Origin of the sequence: Thalassotalea litorea, assembly GCF_005843925.1 — a bacterium.
GTDB classification, from domain to species: domain Bacteria; phylum Pseudomonadota; class Gammaproteobacteria; order Enterobacterales; family Alteromonadaceae; genus Thalassotalea_A; species Thalassotalea_A litorea_A.
Genome location: NZ_VCBC01000010.1, coordinates 71,892 through 93,462 on the forward strand (window position 1 = coordinate 71,892; position 21,571 = coordinate 93,462).

Genomic DNA, 21,571 nt, shown 5'->3' on the forward strand with positions numbered 1-21,571 from the left:
AATCCGCGCGGATACCGCTTAAATGGAATCGAGCAACTGCCGATACAGGGTGGATATGCCGGGCTGACTGAATTGGTCTTCGGCCTCAATCCAACAGGCGTTACTGTAGCTTTCAAATTGCAGCATAAAATATAAACCACGATAGGAAAAACGCAGATATTCTCTATCTGCACCGATGACATGTTCCAGAATTTGATGATCGGCAATTTTATCGAGAACAAGCGGTAACAGTTGTTTGATGTCTTCTTGCCCCCACATTTTTGCAAAACGGAACTGGATAATGTTGTCTTCACTTAATGTAATTGCCTGAGTTGACGCAAGTTGCATCTCGGTTGTTCCTTTCCTATCAGCGTTTCATCGTCGATGTTACGAATATCGCTGGTTAAATGCCTGTCACTAAGTACCGCAAAATGTTCGGTAGCCTTTGTCTTTATCCTTTGCCGCATCTTGAAATTGGGCGGTCAATTCAGTTTCGCAATAGGGTGTTCTCAATACGCTCAAAAACTGCTCGAGTTGTGTCTGCGCCTGTTGTTTTCCTTTACCACTTAACAACGCCTGTTGATAGCGCTCGAGAATGTCTTCGACGTGATGATTCCTGGGGATCACAGCGGGGTTTGCGTGTTGCATTCGAGTGATTGCATCAGTGACATTATCCGTCTTCTCATGTGGTATCGACGTTGCGGATTGTTGGTGATTTTCAGCCTTAGTCGTGATTTCATCTACGCTGCCTGAGATGCCTAACCTTTGTAACCAATCCGGTAACCAGGATTTTAATATCGTTGCAGTTTCCTCCGTCAGTCTATTGCCATTAAGCATTTGGGTTAGTGCTAAAAAAGTCTGGGTATAGTCTAATTCATTCGATTGCATCAGCCCTAAAAAGGTTTCAATTAAATGCCAATCGCTTTCATCGGAATAAGCGAATCCCAGCTTATTGGCCAGCATTACCCTGTAAGCCTTAGTGAAATCCGTAACCAACTGCTTAATTACCGTTTCTGCTTTGCTAATCGCTGCGTCTTGTTCCGGTGCCAGAAGAGGCAGCAGGCTTTCCGCCAGACGTGCCATATTCCATATCGCGATGTTTATTTGATTACCATAAGCATACCGACCCTGAGCATCAATTGAGCTGAATACGGTGCCGGGATGATAGTCACCCATCATGGCGCACGGTCCATAATCTATGGTTTCGCCGCTGATTGTGGTGTTGTCGGTATTCATCACGCCATGAATAAACCCGACCCTAAGCCAATGACAAACTAACGTGATCTGTCGATTGCTGACCGCAGATAGAAACTCAAGCGCTTTCTGGGCTTCGTCGGCGTTAACATCAATTTCTGGGTAGTGGCGGTTGATGGCATAATCGAGTAATTTTTTTAACGATTCCGTATCGCCGCGACTACCAAAATGTTGGAACGTACCAACTCTGAGGTGGCTTTGTGCGACTCGGGTTACGATAGCGCCTGGTTGTGGTAAATCGCGATACACGGTTTCACCGGTACTAACAACGGCAAGACAACGACTACTCGGAATATTAAGTGCGTGTAATGCTTCACTCATAATCAATTCCCGAAGCGCTGGTTTTAACGCACAGCGGCCATCTCCCTGACGCGAGAAACGTGTTGCCCCTGAACCTTTTAATTGGATATCAAACCTACGTTTGTTGAGGTCAAATAATTCGCCAAGTAGATGTGCTCTGCCATCCCCTAACTGCGGATTAAAGTGGCCAAACTGATGCCCTGAATAGGCTAAGGCTATCGGGGTGGAAGAGTCATGAATGCGATTTCCCGACAATATCTGGGCTCTATCATGGTCATCATTTAATGCACCACTGAGTTGCAGGGTTTTAGCAAGTTGTTGATTCCATAGCAATAGCTGTGGATTTTCCACCGGTGTTGGCAAAATCTGCTGATAGAAATTTTTGCCCAGGTTGAGATAGGAGTTTTGAAATTCCAATATTTTTCTCGCTGTTTACTGACCTATTTATTGTAACCCTAGTTACCGCGCATTTACTAATGTGTTTATCAAGGGAGTGCTCGATTATGCCATCAGATGTTATATTTTATTGCCGCCGCACTGACGATTGGCTTTAAGCTTTTGAAATATCGTCAGAATCACGCTAAATTAGGGGGACGCGCACATTTGCTGATAAAACATACAATCTGTGCCGGGTTTTTGTGCGTACAATGTTAAAGATGCTGGACTTTATTGAAAAAAACCGCAGACACTCAAGGGTTTTTTTCATATAATCTCCTCAGTTAATTTAATAATTATTAGGCATATTAAGAGAAGTCATTATGAAAAAACTAACTCTAGCTCTTGCAGCATCAGTTGTTTTCGCTGCACCAGCAATGGCGGCTGATATTGAAGCCGGTAAAGCAAAATCTGCCGTGTGTGCGGCGTGTCACGGTGCTAAAGGTATTTCTGCAGTTCCAATGTACCCGAACCTTGCGGGTCAAAAAGAAGCGTACATTGCAAAGCAATTGAAAGATTTCAAAGCGGGTACCCGAAAAGATCCAGTAATGGCGCCAATGGCTATGCCGTTAACTGACGAAGATATTGCGAACATTTCTGCGTATTACGCAAGCTTGAAATAAGCGGATTGAACGATTGACAAAAAAGCGCATTTATTGCGCTTTTTTATTACATGAATGAATGTCCGGATAGCGAACGACCGGAACTTTTTCGTTTGATTATGTTCAGAACATAAAATAAATTTCGCGATTTTCGTTTTTTGAAGTGGATGTACCAATGACTGCCCCCGACATTGGCATGAACCAACGCACATTAGTGTTCGTTGCTGTGATGCTGTTATTTTTTACGACTGTGAAACTGGCAAATGCACGAGATTCCGGCGCGCAAGTTAATACGAATGCCGCAATTAATGCCAGTGCTGCAATTAATGTCAGTGCTGATATCAATACTCATATTGCTGCAGAGCTCGATTCGATATCTTTGCAACCAGAGCCTGTCGACACCAATGCCATGGATGATGGCAAAAATAAAGCTGAGGCTATAGAAAGCGTTGCACTGAGCCCAGCTCAAAGGCTTCGCAAACAACGCAGATTAGATGCGCAAGTGCAATTCTGCTCTCCATGTCATGGCATTAATGGCGTCGCCCGCCAGAGCCTGTATCCGGATCTTGCGGGAAAATCACAAGAGTATTTGTTGAATACCCTACTTAGGTACAAACAAACAAAAGCGCCGGATGCGATTATGCCTGGTATGGTTGCACCATTGAGTGAAGAGGATTTACAGGCACTGGCAAGTTATTATGCCCAGCAGTCACTTCCACACAATACGATGTTGGCGGTTGAAAAAGAGGTACACACTGAAGCTATCTCTGATCAAACAATACCCGGTGACACTGCCAATATTGAGTCCAATACTCAACCATTTGATGTCGGAACACAGTCGCGTCTAGATGCAGAGGAGATTAACCCTAAATGAATGCCAATACTGATCATGTAATTGGGGCAATGCTGAGGTATTCGAAGCAACGCATAAAGACGCTTTCGATGATGATAGTCATGTCAATCACAATGCTAACCGCAGGCTGTGGAAAAGAAGTGACTCCTGAAAAACCAGCACCGCAGGAAATAAGTATGAATCAATTGGCTGAACGATACGTCAAATTAACTTTGGCTGTAGGTCAACACCATGACTACTACATCGATGCCTATTACGGTCCCAAAGAATGGCAACCAACGGATAAGCTTGAACTCGACATTCTGCTCGAGCAGGGGCAAACGCTGGTTGAAGATATGAATCAGGCGAAGATTTCAAACTCTGAAAAAGCCCGCTATGATTTCTTGTTGGTCCAGGCTCAATCCGTAGTTTTCTTTATCCAGCAATTACAGGGGATTCAGTTTAGTTTCGACGAAGAATCGCAAGCCTTGTACGATGCCACCTCACCGGACATTAGCGAAGCGGAATTTGATCAGGCGTTACTGGAGCTCAATGGCTTGTTGCCAGGAGAAGGCCCTCTCAATGATCGGATGGCAATGTTTACCAAGCAATTCGAAATTCCCAAGGACAAACTTGATGCGGTATTTCGTGCCGCAATTAAAGAATCTCGAGAGCGAACCAAACAATATATCGAGTTACCGGAGCAAGAAAGCTTCACCCTCGAATATGTTACCGATAAGGTCTGGTCTGGATACAACTGGTATAAAGGTAATAGCTTTAGCCTGATTCAGATGAATACGGATTTTCCGATTACTATCGACAGGGCGATTGATCTTGCCAGTCACGAAGGTTACCCAGGACATCATGTGTTTAATTCTTTGATGGAAAAGCACCTGGTTAATGGCAATGGCTGGATCGAATATTCGGTTTACCCACTATTTTCACCAATGTCATTATTGGCGGAAGGCAGTGCTAATTTTGGAATCGATGTCGCGTTTCCTGAAAAAGAACGCATGGCGTTTGAAAAAGATGTGCTTTTTCCGCTTGCCGGATTAGATAGCAGTAAAGTTGATTTGTATTATTCAGTTCAGGCGGTTCGCAAGAAACTATCCTACATCGATAATGTTGTTGCTAAACGCTATCTGGATGGGCAAATCGATAAAAAGACTGCACAGCAAATGCTGATGAAATATGCCTTAAGTAGTGAGAAGAAGTCGTTGCAGCGTATTGGTTTTATTGAGCAGAATCGCGCTTATGTGATTAATTACAATCTAGGTCAGGACATTGTTCGTGATTATGTCGAACGGTTGAGCAATGGCGATGAGCAAAAACGCTGGCAGGTGTTTAGTGAGTTGCTCGCATATCCTAAGACGGCCTCAATGATGAAGCCTTAATTCGTCGCAATAATGAATAGCAATGGATAGCAATCGTTAATGGTGATTTTCGGGTGATACTTGCGTGAAATGGGAAAGCGTTATGACAACCAGATAAAATAAATTGCCAAGATGAAAGCCGCCTAGTGCGGTTTTTTTATGACTAAAATCTTTTCTAATTTAAAAAAACTTGGTCAATATTGTGGAAATCTCTGTTCAGATTATCACCCATTAATAACAAAATTTATATAGACCTGACAGACACTTGTTCGTTTTTTAAATGTTCTATTTACCTCAAAAAGAGATTATAGTGATTTGTGTTAAAGGTATAACATATGAAAAAAGGAAGAGGTTTTATATGAATTTAAAGATGTTGTCGGTTGTTGCCTCAATTCTCGCGATAAGCGCTTGTACGAGCGCGACAAAAGAAGTTGTAAACCAACCAATCAAAACCACACCAAGCATCAGTAAAACAATTGCTGAAGCGCCAGATAAATCGTTAAAACGTGTTGTTGCAATTTCACGCTTTACGGATGAGACAAAGCGTGGCAATAGCTTTTTGGTCGATCAAAATAATGATCGCATTGGCAAGCAAGCTTCAGATATTTTGTCCGCTCGACTGACGGATAGTGGCAAATTTATCATGCTAGAGCGCTCTGACATTAATGCCGTTTATCAAGAAAATATGGTTGATGATGAGCAAAGCAGTATTACTGCCGCAGATTATTTGATCATCGGGTCAGTGTCTGAATATGGCCGTTCTAATGTCAGCGATGTTGGTATTTTTTCGCGAAATAATAAGCAAAAGGCGTTTGTAACCGTCAATGTTCGCTTAGTTAACACCAAAACGTCTCAGGTTGTTTTCTCTGAAGAAGCTTCCGGGGAAGCCATTACTGAAGCCAACAAAGTTTTAGGTGTTGGTGACAGTGCCGGTTATGACAGTTCTCTTGATGACAAAGCTCTGTCAGCGGCCGTGTCGAAACTTGTTTCTGACATTATGGAGAACCTTTTAGACGCTCCTTGGCAGGCATATTTACTGAGCCAGGAGAATGACGGTTTCTTTATGTCAGGTGGTGAAAGCCAGGGCATTAAAAAGAAAGACAAATTTGCGGTTATCAGCAAAGGAAAACTGATTAAGAATCCGCAAACGGGGATGATGGTAGAAATTCCTGGTAAGGAAGTCGCACAAATTGAAGTTGTGGATTTTATCGGCGATGGCTTGAGTTCACTGTCATTCACCCAACTGGTTAGTGGTGAAATTGATGCAACAAAACTTAATGAGTATGTTGTTCGGGAATTATAAGGAAATAAATCATGATAAAAAAAATACTGAATGTTTGTTTTGTGTTTTTGTTGAGTGCTTGTGCAGCGGAATACAATTCAAATCAACAAGTGGACGAAACGGCATATTTACAGTTACAGGGTAATTTCATCAATACCGAGCTGGTCTTAGATGATGCTGAACCGATTAATTTAAACAAAAATACCGTTGATACTTATAAATTTGAAGGGAAAACAATCGCCAAGTTTCCAATTTCAACAGGCAGTCACAAAATTAAAATAACTCGTGGTGAAGAAGTCCTGGTGCTTCGCTCAATCTACGTGAGTGCAGGAAATTCATTTGAGGTAACCGTTCCATGATAAGAATAATAGCAATCAGCCTGGCCATGCTCACAGTTGCAGGCTGCGCGGCACCGACAATCTATTACTGGGGTGATTATTCAGACACTCTATATCAGTATACCAAAGAGCCTACCCAGGAAACGTTAGCTGCTCATCGCAACGAGCTAATGGAAATCATTGATGTTGCAGAGAAAAAACGTAAAAAAGTACCTCCTGGAATTTACTTTGAGCTAGGTATGATAGAAGCCAAAGCTGGAAACCAGAAAGCAGCAACGGAATACTTACTGCGTGAACAGTCTTTGTTTCCTGAATCGGAAACCTATGTTGCACTAGCCCTTAAGGAAATAGAGGTTATATAAAATGATCAAAAAGATTTTATTGCTGGTCGCAGCGATTGCATTAGGTGGCTGTCAAACTACCACCTTAACGAAAGAACAAGCATTTCCAAATATGTACAAAGAGAAGCCGTCAGCGTTATTAGTCGTACCAGCGATCAATGAAACGACAGCAGCGGATGCGGCAGATCTTTATGCAACAACAATAGCAAAACCTCTCGCTGAAGCGGGTTACTATGTTTTATCCGTACCTTATACCCAACAATTTTTAAATCGTGAAGGGGTTGTTGATGGAAAGCAGCTAGAAGGGGTTCCGCTTAATAAATACAAAGAGATGTTCGGTGCAGATGCCGTCTTGTTTGTCACCATTAAAAATTGGGATACCAATTATTATGTGACCGGTGGTAACGTCACAGTTGCAGCCAACTTTGATTTAAAATCAACACAAACTATGGATACTATCTGGGAATATGATGGAATTGTCGTACACAATACCTCCGGTAATTCAGGCAACCTAGTCGCCGATTTGATTGCAACTGCAATTGCTACGGCGATGGTTGATTATGTTCCTGTTGCAGACCAGGTAAATACACGGATCGTCAATACATTACCCGTCGGTAAGTATCACAAGCGTCATAATGTGGATGGCAAGGATAAAAACGTCGTAGCCGCAACCAATTAGGGTAAGTCGTTTACGATAGATATTAAAAAGCGCCGTCATAATACGGCGCTTTTTACGTTAGCAGTCGAGAATATTCATGGCTTCGATAGCGAAGACTGTGTAACCCATTATTTGGTAATCGTGGTTATGGAAATTTTAACAATACCTTACCGGTTTTGCCCGCCTTGGTTGCAGCGTGAAGCGCTTCAGCAATATCTTGCAGGGAAAATACCGAATCTATCGGAGTGTCAAAACATCCTTTAAGCGCCATCTTTTTCATCCCGCGCATCAGGCTTATTTTTTGTATCAAGCTCTTTTGGGCCAGCCAATTTCCGGCAAAGAAGCCTTGAATACTGGCGCATGGCATCATCAAATCTCGAGAAAATACCTGAGCATCAGCTTTTGCCAACGTCCCATAAACCAGCATTTGGCCATTTAAGGTTAAGCAGGGAAGCATGGCTTCGAGCAAAGGCCCGCCAATGCAATCCAATCCATAATGTACGCCTTCTCCTGACGTCGCCTGATGTACTTGCTGCTGAATGTGTGAGGCCAAAGTTTCTGCATTGCAGCTTTGTATTGAAATGACTTTATCTGCGCCGATTTCTCGTAAATCGGCAATTTGCTCGTCGCGCCTAACAATACTGATGGTTTTTACTCCCAGTATTGCCGACATACGAATAATCATTTTCCCTAGCGCTGAAGCGCCGCCACTTTGCAGTAACCATGTATTTCTCTTAACGTTCAGCACATCGGTTAACATGCCGAATGAGGATAACGGGTTTATTAACAACATTGCCGCTTGTTGATCGTGAATCTCAGACGGTACAGCGACCGCTTTTTTCGCATCAACGACTGTATACTCCTGCCAGGTTCCCATCGGGGGGCCTGCAGATATCGCTACTCGCTTTCCTTGCAATTGTCTGGCCAGCAATCCACCGCCATTCCCGACAACAATGCCAACACCTTCTCCGCCGGGAATATAGGGTAACTGTGGATGAGGATGCTGCCCGTTTGGCTGAAATGAAGGCAGCTTGTCTAGCTCTGTCCGATTCCAAATCAGCCGGTCTAAGGCAACCTGATAATCACCGCGAATGTAATTTACATCACTCGGATTAATCGCGCTGTAGAGCATTTTTACCAGCACTTGTCCTTTTCCGGGCGTGGGGATTTCCTTTTCGGTAAGCTCGAGTTCGTTAAAATTACTGGTAAATTGATTGAGTTGAATTGCTTTCATAAAAACCTGTAAAGCACTGTTTATTCTCAGTACGTTTATTAATAAGATCAATGCGTTTGCATGATTAGCCTTAGTTAAAGATACCTTATTCCACCCATCGACAACATAGTTTATTGTCGAACACGCCACGCAGCCATGCTGGAAATATATAGTGAATCTTCTAGCCTTAAATGGTTGAAGTATTGATTTATCTTAGATGTCGCTATTTAAACCTGCGACAGGATAGCCATTTTGCGGGGGCGTTCGACATCTAAGTGAAGAATTCAGTGCAGTTTTAAGTGACATATAAGTGAAGGTGTGAAGTACTTATGATGCAAATAACAAAGCGATGTGTTTTTATTTTTTGTCTGATGTTATTGGTATTGTCGCCGATGACATATGCTGCAAAGCGTGCCATTCCTTATCAAGTTTTATATCAAGACTCGGATCACTATAGCGACGTGTTCGCAAACAAAACCATCATGGTTATTCGCGATTGGAATTCCTATACCGATGCTGTCGTCAAACACTCCAGCGATGAAATTATTGACGTAAACTTTTCTGAATCACAAGTGGTGTTGATCGATATGGGAAACCGCCCTGATACAGGCTACGGTTTAAAGGTAGCAAGAGTGTTGGAGTTTGACGACCACATAGTCGTTTACACTAAGTTTACGGTTGGTAGTTCTAGCTGCGGCCTGTTTGGGCAGGCAATAACCAATCCGATCGCAATTATAAAAGTTGATTCCCAGAAAGAAATTATTGTTCGGGAAAAGTTTAAGTCTTTCGAGTGCAATGATAATTAAATGAAACTGATTAAAAGGCCCATTGCGCATATTGCCCCGAATAACAGGGCGATTTGCAATGGCGAAAAGCTAGTTGTCGTCGGGATGTCATTCGGTTTTTCTTGTGGTTGCGGGACAGAAGTTGGTTCGGCGCTCTCCGTGTTTTCAGCTCCCCGCTCGGAATCAGTATTTTCGCTGACCGGTTCTGGTATTTCAGATTGATTGTCTGTTGGGTTTGTTAATTGCTCAACCTCTAAAGTTGAATCATGCTCGCTAAACAATGGTTCGTCATTTACTGACTGTTCCGATTGCTTGCCGGCATTTTTAAGGTCATTGTCTTCAGATGGATTTGGTTCAGGATTTGCGGGCATGGGGCGATTGTCTGAAAGTTGCAAGACGATTTGCCCTGATGTAACCAACGCTCCGGGCTCGATCATCATTTCGCTAATGGTTCCCCTTTCGGGGGCGCTTACTTCCAACACTACCTTATCCGTTTCCACATTAAATAAAATGTCGTCCTTGTTAACGGGCATTCCCTGATGAACATAGATATCGAGGACTACCGCCTGTTCATTTTTGTCGCCAAATTCCGGTATTCTGATATCGATATTCATTGTTATATTCCCCTTGAAGGTGTTTATCCAGAATACCTACCGAACCGCTAATTGCAATCTTAACAAGTACGATTTAGCTAAAATGTAAATTTATTTGTTGTAATGGGGGAACGTTGAATAAACCAATGAATCACGGTTCCTAAATCTAGCTGTCCCCATAATAATCAATAAGCAGGTCGCCGTAGCGTTAAAACTTTCGGTGGTACTTTCTTTCAGCATCTTATGCGGGCAAATTGGGTAAAGTAGCGGGGCGGTTAAATCAATATCCCAAGGTTCATACCTATTAGGGGATAATTATGTGTATCGTCAGGAAATGTTGAAATGGCGCGCGAGCACCCGAATGTTATTGAATATATGCAGCGCATAGAAACAGACAGAGTAAGGGCGTTAGCTGAATACGATTTGTAATTAACCTAAAAGGGAGGGGAATAAAAGCAGTGACTATGCGTCACTGCCTACTTGGGAGTGGGCTAATGCGCACTCATTACCGACTGTTGAAGTCTGGCCTTTGGGTAGTACAACAAACCATTGGTGAAGATTTTTTACTACCTGATGATTACAGGTCTCTTCAACAAGCACTCCGCGAATCACCTTTTTGTTATCGCTTTCTTTCAGGAAAAAGGTTTTGGATGCACCCTTGATATCTTTATATTGTCCTGTCAGTTCAGCTTTAGCGATATCCAGGGAAGTTTGCAGCATCGATTGCAATTGCTGTTTCAAAGCATCTGAATCGCCACTTTGAAATTGCTGGCGTTGCTCTTCACTTAATAAATTACTGTGAACATGAATAAGATTGCTATAAAGATAAGCGTGCTTAAGTTTTTTCTTTTTCTTGCGAAGTTTTTCCGGCCACTCAATCCAAACTAATGTTTTTAAGGAAAGTTTCGAATGATCGGTTTGCCCAAAAAATATCGGCTTTACATGAATGACCGATTCCGGGGTAAAATCTCCTTCAGCGATATCTGATGCATGGTCACCAGCAATATCCGTTAAAGAAAATGACTTACTGGCATTTATCGCTGCAGAAATAGATTCATTCGCCTGCTGTTGTTGCTCCGAAAGTTGTCCCTCTCGTCCACTTTGCACCATTGCAGAATGAATTCCCACCTGAAGTGCTAAACCCACCAGGCCAGCTCCACCGTGATACATCACAGGAGTCGCAGCGGTATCTGTGTTCGATGAATAGGCACCGCGCAGATCAATTTCTTTGCCAGCTGCGAACTTGAACTGGTACTGATCTGGCTGTATGTAGTTACCTCGTAACTGATTTGTGTGCTTCGCATAATCATCACGATAGGGTGTCGATTGACACCCCATCATGAATAATGCGGATATTATTAAAATTATACGCATACAGATTTAGTTAACCTTTTAGATAGCTTCAGTGATGGTTTGCTTGGTGTTTTCTAAAGCCTGATAATAAGAAGTGGTTACACTTGGGAACGTTGGTGGTTCATCCCACTCACCGCTTGGTTGGATAGTCTCACTGAACTTCATATATTGAACGTATGCATTGGTTTTAAGATCGATACCGTATACCAACCCTGAAATGTGACCTTGTGGATCACCATTGGGAATGTAGTTGCTGAAGCTACGAAATGCGCCATGCTCGGTGATTTCAAGAACCACTAATACATCAATATCCAGCTTTTCCTTTAGAGAACGAAAATCTTTATTTGCAAAACCCAGTTCACCTTTGAATTTTTTCATTTTATTAACGGGAACGGGTAACTCAACTAAGCTCACATTTTTAGTCTTTAGCTTATAACGCTCAACAACCAGATTTTTGATATTTTCTAGCTCGCTATGATCGATGTTACTCTTTAGGTGAGTATCTAATTGAGCGGTAAGTGCACTTGCAACACCGTAGCAAAGTAAACAACCAGCACCATAAATATGAGTTGTAGCCTGTGAAGCTGGCTCGATATAAGCAACACCAACTTTTAAGTCTGGGTTTGCAAAAACGTTTGTGCTTAGAGCTACGGTAGTCTGTGGAGTGCTGCCACAAGCAGTTAGGGTAATTGCCAAAATGGCAACGACAAAGTATTTAAATTTAGCGAATAGAGGTTTCATTTTAGGTCCTTTTTTTATTTTATTCGGTCAATGAATCGTTAAACTCCGAAAAGTAACGTACATGATTTGAACATTTTTTAGGACGATTTGTAAAGAATTGTAACATTCTAAAAACTCAATTCTATTTTCTCATACGTTTAGAACTGAGTTTTTTAATGAAACAAGATGAAGACGATATAAATTAATCGTTAGCTTTTGATAAATGCAAAAGCATCGGCATACATATGCTCTGGTAATGCGCCTTTTCGGATGAATTCATCCCGCAAAAATCCGACCATATCGAAACGACCTGCCAGATAAATATCATACGGTTCGAGGGAGAAAATATCTTCCATTAACGGCTCATGCACTTTACCTGTTCGCCCTTGCCAGTGTGCCGTGGCATTTTCGACAATTGGGAAGAATTTGGCACGAGGCAATTGTTTCACTAAGGCTTTAGTTTCGGCAAGCTGATAACAAGCGGACTCATCACGTAGGCCCCAGTATACCCAAACTGGACGCTGGGTTTGAGATTTTACCAACTGCCCCAATATGGATTTAATATAGGAAAACCCTGTACCGCCGGCTAAAAGAATGACCGGGCGATGGCTATCTTCCCGAAGGTGGGCATTGCCCGCAGGCATTTCGACGGTTACGGTTTCATTGGCTTTAATGTGATCAATTACCTGCATTGCCCAGCCGTCAGCGGCAAACGCCCCGATTTGTAATTCAATCAATTCATCACCAGGGCTACTGGCGATTGAAAAAGGACGCTTGTCGTCCTCGCTCATCACAAAACTCAGATATTGACCGGCTTTAAAGTCGCAGGCCTTTTCTGGTTTTAACAGAATTTGATATACATGCGCCGTTAACGGCGTGATGGATTGAACGTTACAGCTAATGGTGTTCATTTCTAATTTGCTTCTCATTTAACGTGTACTGAACTGCCAATATAAGACTAGCCCAGATAATACTTTACGTGGCGTATTTGCAACATTGCAGGCATACTCGATTTCCAGCGTATGTGCTTGGTCGCTATGCACTGACAACGTACTTGTTGCCACTTCTTACTTAGTGATCTCTAATTCATCCCAGAGGGCATCGACTTCATCGATAACCGTTTGATCCATCACTATCGGGGTGCCCCATTCTCGGTCGGTTTCCCCCGGCCATTTATTGGTTGCATCCATTCCCATCTTTGAGCCTAATCCGGATACGGGAGAGGCAAAATCGAGATAATCAATTGGCGTGTTCTCAACCAAAGTCGTATCTCGGGCGGGATCCATGCGAGTAGTCATGGCCCAAATTACATCTTCCCAGTTGCGAGCATCAACATCGTCATCGCAAACAATAACGAATTTGGTATACATAAATTGGCGCAGGAATGACCAAACCCCCATCATTACTCGTTTCGCATGGCCTGGGTATTGCTTCTTCATGGTGACGACAGCCATGCGATAAGAACAACCTTCAGGAGGTAGATAAAAATCGACAATTTCCGGGAACTGTTTTTGAATTAAAGGCACAAATACTTCATTGAGTGCGACACCTAAAATTGCCGGCTCATCTGGCGGACGTCCAGTGTAAGTGCTGTGATAAATCGGCTCTTTACGATGTGTCACATGAGTCACGGTAAATACCGGGAAGTCATCTACTTCGTTATAGTAACCGGTATGATCGCCATAGGGGCCTTCCGGTGCCATTTCATCGGGATCGATATAACCTTCAAGCACGATTTCCGCCGAGGCTGGCACTTCCAAATCATTGCTAATGCATTTAACCACTTCGGTTTTGCTGCCACGTAATAAACCGGCGAAGGCGTACTCGGACAGGGAATCTGGAACTGGAGTTACCGCTCCTAAAATGGTCGCTGGATCTGCACCTAATGCAACGGATACTGGAAATTTCTCGCCGGGATGGCGTTGTTTAAATTCCTGAAAATCGAGGGCACCACCGCGGTGCGACAACCAGCGCATAATGACTTTATTTGGGCCGAGTAACTGTTGGCGATAGATACCAAGATTCTGGCGTTCTTTCTCTGGCCCGCGGGTTACGGTTAAGCCCCAGGTAATAAGAGGCGCGACATCACCTGGCCAGCATCGCTGGATCGGTAACTTGGTCAAGTCAACGTCATCGCCGGTCATGACATAGTCCTGACAAGGTGCTTTTTTCAAACGCTTGGCCGGCATATTTAATACCTGCTTGAAAACCGGCATCTTATCCAAAGCGTCTTTGAAGCCCTTGGGAGGTTCCGGTTCTTTTAGCATGGCTAACAATTTTCCGACTTCCCGCAGCGCTGCAACGTTTTCCTGGCCCATAGCCAGGGCGACGCGCTCTGGCGTCCCAAATAAATTGGTTAACACCGGCATATCGTGGCCAATCGGGTTTTCAAATAATAGTGCCGGGCCCTTGGCTTTTAAGGTTCGGTCGCTGATTTCGGTCATTACCAAATCGGTTGAAATGGGCTGACTAATGCGCTTTAACTGGCCTTGCTCTTCCAGTTTATTCATAAAGTCGCGTAAATCTTTGTATTTCATAAAGTCCGCAAAACGCTGTGATCAATCAAATGCTGAGTATTATACCGTTTGGTGCAGATAATGCCTAACAAAGCGAATGATTTATCCGAAAGTTGAGTCGGAGCCTCGAACAATCTAATCTGATAGTTGTAATGAACTGTTTTTATTGAGCTAAATGAGGTTGGTATGAACATAAAAAGACATGTTATCTGCTTGTGGCTACTAATTGGCACATTGGCTTTTCCAGCAGTGGCCGCCGCGAATTGTAATGAAGCTGCCTATAACCAATTTGATTTCTGGTTGGGGGAATGGCAGGTATTCAATGAAACGAAACCGCTGGGTAGTAATGTGGCTAGCCAAGCCAGCAATAATTCGCCGTCGGCGACCAGTAAAATCACCAAGATCCTCGGTAATTGCAGTATTTTGGAAGAATATCAAACGACCAGTGGTTTTATCGGTAAAAGCCTGAATATCTTTGATAAGCAAAAAAATGCCTGGCACCAGACTTGGGTCGATAATTCTGGTTTGCTGTTACAACTTGATGGCAAATTTGAAAATAATGTGATGGTATTACAAGGCGTCATTACCAATAAAGATGGGGCTAAAGTTGAACAGAAAATAAGCTGGCAAGCACTTGAAAATGGTGATGTTCGTCAGATTTGGGAGCAGCGAAATTCCGGCGGCGACTGGCAGATTTTGTTTAATGGCCGATATGTAAAAACTGAAACTGTGGTTTCCAGTGGTGGACAGTGATATTTTCACAAAGAGGAAATCGTGAGCTTGTAGCTCAATGACCTGTTTTTCCAGACTAACAGCCATGACAATTGGCAGTCGCACTGATAGCATGGTTCGGCTAATCTTAAAAATATTTTAATAACGTAAGAGAAACTATGATTAATAAAACGCTCAACAAGGCGTTGTTCACAGGAGTCTCTTTGCTGGCGCTTGCTACCCTTGCGGGATGTGGCGAAGCAGAGAAAAAGGACTCGAAAGAACAAGACGCTCTGGTCGAAATTAATAAAGACCCATTCCCAAGTACTTATAAACCACTACCAACACAAACGACATTGATTACCAATGTGACCTTGCTTGATGGTATTGGTGGACAATTAGAAGATGCTTCTATTTTGCTTGAAAATGGCAAAATCAAAGCCGTTGGCAATGACATCAGCGCGCCAGAAGGTGTGAAGGTGGTCGATGGTGAAGGCAAATGGGTTACGCCAGGGATTGTTGATGCACATTCTCACTTAGGTGTTTATGCAACGCCTGACGCGCACGCGCATTCAGACGGTAATGAAATGACTAAGCCGGTAACGGCAGCGGTTTGGGCGGAGCACTCAATCTGGCCTCAAGACCCAGGTTTTCGTCGTGCGCTTGCAGGTGGTGTAACTTCTCTGCAAATCTTGCCAGGTTCTGCCAACTTAGTTGGTGGCCGCAGTGTGACGGTGAAAAACTTACCGAACCGCACAATGCAGGATATGAAATTTCCAGACGCGCCTTATGGTTTGAAAATGGCCTGTGGTGAAAACCCGAAACGGGTTTATGGCAAAAAAGGCGGTCCAATGACCCGTATGGGTAATGTTGCGGGTTATCGTCAGGCCTGGATTGAAGCGCAAGCGTACAAAGAGCAGTGGGATAAATATTACGACGAATATGATGCTGGAAAAAATCCAAAAGCACCAAAACGTGATCTTGCCAAAGATACCTTAGCCGGTGTGCTTGACGGTGACATATTGGTTCATATGCATTGTTACCGCGCCGATGAAATGGTGGTAATGATCGATGTGATGAAGGAATTTGATTATCAAATCACCAGTTTCCAGCATGGCGTTGAAGCATACAAAATTGCTGACAAGCTTGCCGAAAACAACATCTGTTCAGCGATGTGGGCAGATTGGTGGGGCTTTAAAATGGAAGCCTATGATGGTATTCGTGAGAATATTCCGATGGTTGAACAAGCCAATGCATGTGCCATCGTACACTCAGATTCTGATCAGGGTATTCAACGATTGAATCAGGAAGCGGCAAAAGCGTTATCTGATGGTCGTCGTGCCGGTATTGATATTTCAAAAGCGAAAGCCTGGACCTGGTTGTCGGCTAACCCAGCGAAATCATTGGGTATCTTTGATAAAACAGGTTCATTGGAAGTCGGTAAAAACGCCGATGTGGTTTTATGGTCAGCAGATCCTTTCTCAACATACGCACAAGCGGAATTAGTTTACATTGATGGTGGTCTGGCATTTGACCGCACCAACCCTGAAAGCTGGGCGATTAGTGACTTTGAATTAGGACAAGCAGGCGAAGGAGATCACAAATGAATAAGACGTTAATTGCTTCAATTATCGCTGCAGGTCTTAGTGTCAGCGCGGGTGCCGCGGCGGAAAAAATCGCCATTGTTGGCGGTAAAGTCCACACCATGACATCGACTGGCACGTTAGAAAAAGCCACGATTCTTATCGAAGACGATAAAATTGTAAAAGTGGGTAAAGATGTCACCGTTTCTGGCGAATATCGAGTAATTGATGCCACGGACAAAGTTGTCACGCCTGGTCTGATTGGTGCGTTTACCTCACTCGGTTTAGTCGAAGTGCCTTCTTATGGTTCTGGTGTTGATGCGAATGCGAGTAAAGCTGCCATCAGCGCTGCAATCGATGCATCTTATGCAATCACGCCTGACACCAGTTTACGGGATATCACTCGTATTGAAGGTTTCACAAGTGTTGCTAGTGCGGTTTCGCGAACTGCGACCATCTTTAAAGGTCAAGGCGCAATTGTTACTTTGGGTAATGATGATACGCCGGTCACGAAAGCTCGTGCATTTATGGTTGTCGATGTTAGTGAAAGTGGTGCGAGTGCTTCCGGCGGTAGCCGAGCCGCGTTATGGGTTGAACTTCGTGATGCGTTAAAACAAGCACAATATGCGCAAAACATTCGCTTTACACCGCAAACGGAATGGCATGGATTGCCAGTGGCAGATGTCAAAGCATTAGTGCCCGTTGTTAAAGGTGATATGCCGTTATTGGTTGTTGCCCATCGCGCCACTGATATTCGTCAGGTGATTGCCCTTAAAGAAGAGTTCTCTTCGTTAAACATTACCTTGGTTGGCGCTGCAGAAGGCTGGCGTGTCGCGGATGAAATTGGCAAAGCGGATTTTTCAGTGATATTAAATCCAGAATCTAATTTGCCTTATAGCTTCGAGCAAAATGCGTCGACGTTAGCAAACGCGGGACGTTTAAATGAAGCCGGTGTTAATGTTGCTATCGGCATGAACACTCATAACATCCGTCTGGCGACTCAAAATGCCGGTAATGCGGTTGCGAATGGCTTGCCACATCAGGCGGGTCTGGCGTCGTTAACGTCTTCAGTCGCAAAGATTTATGGACTTGAAGACAGTCATGGTAGCTTAAAAGCTGGAATGACTGCGGATGTCGTGGTTTGGTCCGGTGACCCATTAGAGGTGATGCATGCTCCTACCAATGTGATCATCAATGGTGAAGAAGTGAAACTTGAGTCTCGTCAAACGAAACTGCGCGATCGTTACTTGAGTTTAGAATCGGATAAACCCGTGCAATATACTCGCCCATAAACGCTGCTGCGTTGTAAGTTTTTGCATGAAAAGAAACCGGCTTAGGCCGGTTTCTTTGTTTCTTAGCACAAATAATACGACTTTTTGTTTTGCCAACCTTTACGCTTCCTTGACAGACGCAATGTCAATATCTCGGTATGCTAGAACGCGTGTATAGAAAATACATGTTCACAGTCAAAATATTTGACGCATAAATAAACTCCAAACGCTGAACCTAAAATTACGAGTGTATCTTGATTATTTTACCTGCATTAACGAATAAACCTCGATGGCTAGTGACGGCAATATTGTTGACGTTGACCGTAGCCTGTACTGTAAAACCCAAGGTTATCAAACAAAACTTTATTACCAATATTGCTGATGATGGCTCGAAACGTTTTGAGTTATCGCTTGAATTGCCAATGCGCCAGGAAATGGCGACGAAAGAGCCAGGGCAAAGGGCTAAGAATAAAGGTTCGGGTAAAGGGCGTCAAAACCAAAGAGATGACTGGTCGAGTACCAAAACGTCTGAAAACTACCAGGAATTATTGGAACAATATCTTCAACAAACTATGCTCGACAGTGGATTTTGCAAGCAAGGTTATATGATTTTCGAGCGCAACTTGAGCCGCGATTTTTTAAGCGTACGTGGGGAATGTAACGAAAGTTCGCAAGGCTCGTGATCAACAACTCTGACCCCTTGATCGTTCTCGGCGATACTGGATTATGCTGATCAGGAACATGACCGCGACCAAAGGTGATGCAATCATTACCAGGGTTTTCCAATTGCTGGAAAACAGTAAATACCCTGCCAGCAGTGAGCCCATCGCCTGCACCGTAAACACGGTAAAATCATTCACTGCTTGCACTTTAAAGCGTTCGTTGTGTTGATAACTCTGCGGCAATAATACGGTGCCGGTAATAAACATAAAATTCCAGCCGATGCCAAGCAACACAAGCGCCCACCAATAATGCATAACCTGATGGCCACCAAGCGCAATAATCAGTACCAGTAGCATCATCAAAGAACCTGCGATCAGGATTTTACCGGCGCCAAAACGTTTTATCAGGCTGCCGGTAAATAATGAGGGTAAAAACATTGCGGCAATATGGCTTTGGATAACCCACTTGGTATCGGCGAGGCTATGACCATGGACATCGTGCATGCTCAGTGGTGTTGCGGTCATCAAAAGACTCATCACACCATATCCAATTGCGGCGGAGCACACGGCAATAATAAATACACTTTGACGAGTAATTTCAGACAAAGGCCGACCGCTTTTCTCAATGGTCTTCAATTCGGCTACAGCAGGGTTAGAAAACCCCTGAAAAATTAACATGCTGATCAGGATTAATCCCGACAATGCGACAAACGAGCCCACATAAGTACCTTGTGATGGTAGCCAGTCTTTGCTGAGCAAGGCTACTTCAGGGCCTATCATGGCGGCCGCAATTCCTGATAGCATGAGCACCGAAATCACCCGTGGGCCATCTACCTCAGAAACGCTCTCAAGGGCGGCAAATCTCAGTTGTTGTGAAAATGCCAAACTGGAACCAAAACATAAGCTGGCGGCAATCAATATATAAAAATTTGTATTTTTTGCTGCGAAAATCGCCAATAGCGCACCGATAAGCGCAATGATATAGCCAACATTGGTGGCTTTCTTTCGGCCAAATTTTGCACTTAAACGTGCCGCCAGTAACGTTGATAGAGCTAATCCGACAATCATCATGGTCAGTGGCAAGGTTGCCAGTGTGGGATCCGGGGCAATTTTTGTCGCTAATAAACCGGAAATAAAAGTCATGGTCGGTGAAATGCACAATAGCAAAGGTTGTGAGACGACCAGCACCCAAATATTTCTTGGATACTTAAACACATGGTTTAATAAGAATACGCCAACCGACATGGCAATAACTACCATGAGCAATGTTGGATTAAACCAGAGTGTGGAATTGAACATTAACTAATTTCTCTGCGGCGATATGCCTGACTCAATAAATTTATGGTGATTGCGATGGTAATGTAATCCCAGCGTCACCCCACGGCTTATCATGAATATGCAAAACGCTGCCCACAGGCCATGATTGCCATAATCTTGCAATAACCACCAGACTGGGAAGAAGCAGCCAAATGTGGCAATAATCATTGAATTTCGCATCGCTTTTGCCTGGGTTAAGCCAATATATATCCCATCGTACAAATAACACCAGCAGCTTAAAATGGGCAGCAAAACCATCCAGGGAAGAAAACGACCGGCATAATCGACTACCGATTCAATATTGGTAAGCAGACTAATAAACCAATGGCCGAGCAGTAAAAACAATAAGCTGTAACACAAAGCAAATAGTGCATTAAACAACAAAGCAGTATTCACTGATAAGGCTAATGCGCTTTTATCTTTCGCACCTTTGGCTCGGCCAATGCGTGCTTCTGCACCATAGGCAATACCGTCTAAGCCAAAGGAAATTAACAACAAAAAATTTAATAAAATCGCATTCGCGGCAACGACCGTATCGCCAAGGCGTGCCCCCTGAAACGTGATAAAAACAAAGCAAATTTCCAGGCACAAAGTACGGATAACAATATCGCGATTCAGTTTTACAAAGGGAATGAGTTGCGCTTTATCCAATAAGTGTTGCTTTAACCCGTCCCAGATCTCACGTCGTTGTTGTTTTTTCAAGCCAATAGTGCGATGCACGAGGTACAGGCCAAGGGCAAAACTGGAGTACTCGGCAATCAATGTTGCCCAGGCAATGCCAAGTATTTGCCATTCAAAACCGATAACAAATAGTAAGTCCAAACCGAGGTTGACTAAGTTAGTAATAATGATCAACCACATGGCATATTTTGCCCTGTGCATGCCTAGCAACCATCCAAGGATCACCAGATTACACAAAGACGCGGGAAATCCCCAGATGCGAACACTGGCGTATTGCTCAGCATAAAATTGGACCTGCTCGCTACCACCAGCCAGAGCTAATGCAAAATTGATGTAGGGTGATTGAAATGCGATTAATATCAGACCAATTACCAAGGCGACTAACAGCCCACGGCTAAATATCAAAAACATCTGGGTTTTGTCGTCACTGCCAAAGGCTTGTGCGACCAGGCCGGTCGTCGACATACGCAAGAAACCACAAAACCAGGTAATAAAGGTGATGATCATCGCGCCAACGGCGGTAGCACCGAGAAAATAAGCATTAGGTAAGTGACCAATCACTCCGGTGTCAACCAGCCCCAATAAAGGTACGGTAATATTCGAAAGAATCATCGGGATCGCCAGAGCAAATAACGCTTTGCGTTCAGTCTGACGTGCTTGTTGAATTGCAGTTGTGGTCAATGAGATGCCTTCAGGGGAATTAACTCCTTGAATAATAACACGACTTGGTTGATCATCGAGATTAAATTAGCCTATCGCATGTAGGGTCAAT

General features: G+C 43.6%; 22 protein-coding genes. 12 read left to right on the forward strand and 10 right to left on the reverse strand.

What is annotated here, in order from left to right:
- Positions 1-18: 18 nt before the first annotated feature.
- Together FE810_RS10960 and FE810_RS10965 are read right to left on the reverse strand one after the other, a co-directional pair.
- Positions 19-327, reverse strand: a complete 309-nt coding sequence (locus FE810_RS10960) for a DUF3630 family protein (protein ID WP_138320103.1) — start codon at positions 325-327, stop codon at positions 19-21.
- 69 nt (positions 328-396) lie between these two features.
- Entirely contained in the window at positions 397-1,950 is a 1,554-nt protein-coding gene (locus FE810_RS10965) for a protein adenylyltransferase SelO (protein WP_138320104.1), read from the reverse strand.
- 341 nt (positions 1,951-2,291) lie between these two features.
- On the opposite strand from FE810_RS10965, the gene FE810_RS10970 reads away from it, so the two are divergent.
- The 7 genes from FE810_RS10970 to FE810_RS11000 all read left to right on the forward strand — a co-directional run bounded on the left by FE810_RS10970 (position 2,292) and on the right by FE810_RS11000 (position 7,415).
- On the forward strand, positions 2,292-2,591 hold the full coding sequence (locus FE810_RS10970; RefSeq protein WP_138320105.1) for a c-type cytochrome: 300 nt from the start codon (positions 2,292-2,294) through the stop codon (positions 2,589-2,591).
- Positions 2,592-2,745: 154 nt separating this feature from the next.
- Complete coding sequence (locus FE810_RS10975; protein WP_138320106.1) at positions 2,746-3,444, forward strand: c-type cytochrome; 699 nt, start codon at positions 2,746-2,748, stop codon at positions 3,442-3,444.
- Between the two features lie 80 nt (positions 3,445-3,524).
- On the forward strand, positions 3,525-4,796 hold the full coding sequence (locus FE810_RS10980) for a hypothetical protein (protein WP_246037025.1): 1,272 nt from the start codon (positions 3,525-3,527) through the stop codon (positions 4,794-4,796).
- Positions 4,797-5,133: 337 nt separating this feature from the next.
- Positions 5,134-6,078, forward strand: coding sequence for a CsgG/HfaB family protein (locus FE810_RS10985; RefSeq protein WP_138320107.1), 945 nt, complete (start codon positions 5,134-5,136; stop codon positions 6,076-6,078).
- Between the two features lie 11 nt (positions 6,079-6,089).
- Entirely contained in the window at positions 6,090-6,416 is a 327-nt protein-coding gene (locus FE810_RS10990; protein WP_212744501.1) for a hypothetical protein, read from the forward strand.
- Positions 6,413-6,757: a DUF4810 domain-containing protein gene (locus tag FE810_RS10995; RefSeq protein ID WP_138320108.1), complete on the forward strand. Its 345-nt coding sequence runs from the start codon at positions 6,413-6,415 to the stop codon at positions 6,755-6,757. Before FE810_RS10990 ends, FE810_RS10995 begins: the two co-directional genes overlap by 4 nt.
- 1 nt (position 6,758) lies before the next feature.
- Complete coding sequence (locus FE810_RS11000) at positions 6,759-7,415, forward strand: GNA1162 family protein (RefSeq protein WP_138320109.1); 657 nt, start codon at positions 6,759-6,761, stop codon at positions 7,413-7,415.
- 124 nt (positions 7,416-7,539) lie between these two features.
- Here FE810_RS11000 and FE810_RS11005 read toward each other — a convergent pair whose 3' ends face one another.
- The gene (locus FE810_RS11005) at positions 7,540-8,628 is read right to left on the reverse strand and encodes a zinc-dependent alcohol dehydrogenase family protein (protein WP_138320110.1); all 1,089 of its coding nucleotides are present in this window, start codon (positions 8,626-8,628) and stop codon (positions 7,540-7,542) included.
- A 308-nt stretch (positions 8,629-8,936) separates the two neighbouring features.
- Between FE810_RS11005 and FE810_RS11010 the strand changes: the two genes are divergently transcribed.
- A complete protein-coding gene (locus FE810_RS11010) occupies positions 8,937-9,413 on the forward strand; it encodes a protease complex subunit PrcB family protein (protein WP_138320111.1) in 477 nt (158 codons plus the stop codon).
- On the opposite strand, the gene FE810_RS11015 is transcribed toward FE810_RS11010, so the two are convergent.
- The 5 genes from FE810_RS11015 to ubiD all read right to left on the reverse strand — a co-directional run bounded on the left by FE810_RS11015 (position 9,410) and on the right by ubiD (position 14,595).
- Positions 9,410-10,006, reverse strand: coding sequence for a biotin/lipoyl-containing protein (locus tag FE810_RS11015; protein ID WP_138320112.1), 597 nt, complete (start codon positions 10,004-10,006; stop codon positions 9,410-9,412). The two genes, FE810_RS11010 and FE810_RS11015, sit on opposite strands and share 4 nt — an antisense overlap.
- A 441-nt stretch (positions 10,007-10,447) precedes the next feature.
- Positions 10,448-11,359 carry a hypothetical protein gene (locus FE810_RS11020; protein WP_138320113.1) on the reverse strand — a complete coding sequence of 304 codons (912 nt, stop codon included), beginning with the start codon at positions 11,357-11,359 and terminating at the stop codon, positions 10,448-10,450.
- Positions 11,360-11,377: 18 nt separating this feature from the next.
- The gene (locus tag FE810_RS11025; protein WP_138320114.1) at positions 11,378-12,079 is read right to left on the reverse strand and encodes a hypothetical protein; all 702 of its coding nucleotides are present in this window, start codon (positions 12,077-12,079) and stop codon (positions 11,378-11,380) included.
- Positions 12,080-12,267: 188 nt separating this feature from the next.
- Positions 12,268-12,969, reverse strand: coding sequence for an NAD(P)H-flavin reductase (fre, locus tag FE810_RS11030; protein WP_138320210.1), 702 nt, complete (start codon positions 12,967-12,969; stop codon positions 12,268-12,270).
- A 156-nt stretch (positions 12,970-13,125) separates the two neighbouring features.
- On the reverse strand, positions 13,126-14,595 hold the full coding sequence (gene ubiD / locus FE810_RS11035) for a 4-hydroxy-3-polyprenylbenzoate decarboxylase (protein ID WP_138320115.1): 1,470 nt from the start codon (positions 14,593-14,595) through the stop codon (positions 13,126-13,128).
- Positions 14,596-14,760: 165 nt separating this feature from the next.
- Between ubiD and FE810_RS11040 the strand changes: the two genes are divergently transcribed.
- The 4 genes from FE810_RS11040 (at position 14,761) to FE810_RS11055 (ending at position 18,822) form a co-directional block, all read left to right on the forward strand.
- The gene (locus FE810_RS11040) at positions 14,761-15,327 is read left to right on the forward strand and encodes a hypothetical protein (protein ID WP_138320116.1); all 567 of its coding nucleotides are present in this window, start codon (positions 14,761-14,763) and stop codon (positions 15,325-15,327) included.
- Between the two features lie 137 nt (positions 15,328-15,464).
- Positions 15,465-16,892, forward strand: coding sequence for an amidohydrolase (locus FE810_RS11045; protein WP_138320117.1), 1,428 nt, complete (start codon positions 15,465-15,467; stop codon positions 16,890-16,892).
- A complete protein-coding gene (locus tag FE810_RS11050) occupies positions 16,889-18,160 on the forward strand; it encodes an amidohydrolase family protein (RefSeq protein WP_138320118.1) in 1,272 nt (423 codons plus the stop codon). The genes FE810_RS11045 and FE810_RS11050 overlap by 4 nt, the downstream gene beginning before the upstream one ends.
- 233 nt (positions 18,161-18,393) lie before the next feature.
- A complete protein-coding gene (locus FE810_RS11055; protein ID WP_138320119.1) occupies positions 18,394-18,822 on the forward strand; it encodes a hypothetical protein in 429 nt (142 codons plus the stop codon).
- Here the strand turns inward: FE810_RS11055 and FE810_RS11060 are convergent, their stop codons facing one another.
- Together FE810_RS11060 and FE810_RS11065 are read right to left on the reverse strand one after the other, a co-directional pair.
- Positions 18,823-20,100: an MFS transporter gene (locus FE810_RS11060; protein WP_138320120.1), complete on the reverse strand. Its 1,278-nt coding sequence runs from the start codon at positions 20,098-20,100 to the stop codon at positions 18,823-18,825.
- Positions 20,101-20,103: 3 nt separating this feature from the next.
- Entirely contained in the window at positions 20,104-21,480 is a 1,377-nt protein-coding gene (locus FE810_RS11065) for an MATE family efflux transporter (protein ID WP_246037026.1), read from the reverse strand.
- Between the last annotated feature and the right edge of the window lie 91 nt (positions 21,481-21,571).

Excerpts from the sequence above, each read along its gene's own strand:
- FE810_RS10995 (WP_138320108.1), top strand. The coding sequence starts at position 6,413 with ATGATAAGAATAATAGCAATCAGCCTGGCCATGCTCACAGTTGCAGGC.
- FE810_RS11045 (WP_138320117.1), top strand. The coding sequence starts at position 15,465 with ATGATTAATAAAACGCTCAACAAGGCGTTGTTCACAGGAGTCTCTTTG.
- FE810_RS11000 (WP_138320109.1), top strand. The coding sequence starts at position 6,759 with ATGATCAAAAAGATTTTATTGCTGGTCGCAGCGATTGCATTAGGTGGC.
- FE810_RS11010 (WP_138320111.1), top strand. The coding sequence starts at position 8,937 with ATGATGCAAATAACAAAGCGATGTGTTTTTATTTTTTGTCTGATGTTA.
- FE810_RS10990 (WP_212744501.1), top strand. The coding sequence starts at position 6,090 with ATGATAAAAAAAATACTGAATGTTTGTTTTGTGTTTTTGTTGAGTGCT.
- FE810_RS11040 (WP_138320116.1), top strand. The coding sequence starts at position 14,761 with ATGAACATAAAAAGACATGTTATCTGCTTGTGGCTACTAATTGGCACA.
- FE810_RS10975 (WP_138320106.1), top strand. The coding sequence starts at position 2,746 with ATGACTGCCCCCGACATTGGCATGAACCAACGCACATTAGTGTTCGTT.
- fre (WP_138320210.1), bottom strand. The coding sequence starts at position 12,969 with ATGAACACCATTAGCTGTAACGTTCAATCCATCACGCCGTTAACGGCG.
- FE810_RS10985 (WP_138320107.1), top strand. The coding sequence starts at position 5,134 with ATGAATTTAAAGATGTTGTCGGTTGTTGCCTCAATTCTCGCGATAAGC.
- FE810_RS11020 (WP_138320113.1), bottom strand. The coding sequence starts at position 11,359 with ATGCGTATAATTTTAATAATATCCGCATTATTCATGATGGGGTGTCAA.
- FE810_RS11050 (WP_138320118.1), top strand. The coding sequence starts at position 16,889 with ATGAATAAGACGTTAATTGCTTCAATTATCGCTGCAGGTCTTAGTGTC.
- FE810_RS10960 (WP_138320103.1), bottom strand. The coding sequence starts at position 327 with ATGCAACTTGCGTCAACTCAGGCAATTACATTAAGTGAAGACAACATT.
- ubiD (WP_138320115.1), bottom strand. The coding sequence starts at position 14,595 with ATGAAATACAAAGATTTACGCGACTTTATGAATAAACTGGAAGAGCAA.
- FE810_RS11015 (WP_138320112.1), bottom strand. The coding sequence starts at position 10,006 with ATGAATATCGATATCAGAATACCGGAATTTGGCGACAAAAATGAACAG.
- FE810_RS11005 (WP_138320110.1), bottom strand. The coding sequence starts at position 8,628 with ATGAAAGCAATTCAACTCAATCAATTTACCAGTAATTTTAACGAACTC.
- FE810_RS11025 (WP_138320114.1), bottom strand. The coding sequence starts at position 12,079 with ATGAAACCTCTATTCGCTAAATTTAAATACTTTGTCGTTGCCATTTTG.
- FE810_RS11060 (WP_138320120.1), bottom strand. The coding sequence starts at position 20,100 with ATGTTCAATTCCACACTCTGGTTTAATCCAACATTGCTCATGGTAGTT.
- FE810_RS10980 (WP_246037025.1), top strand. The coding sequence starts at position 3,525 with ATGTCAATCACAATGCTAACCGCAGGCTGTGGAAAAGAAGTGACTCCT.
- FE810_RS10970 (WP_138320105.1), top strand. The coding sequence starts at position 2,292 with ATGAAAAAACTAACTCTAGCTCTTGCAGCATCAGTTGTTTTCGCTGCA.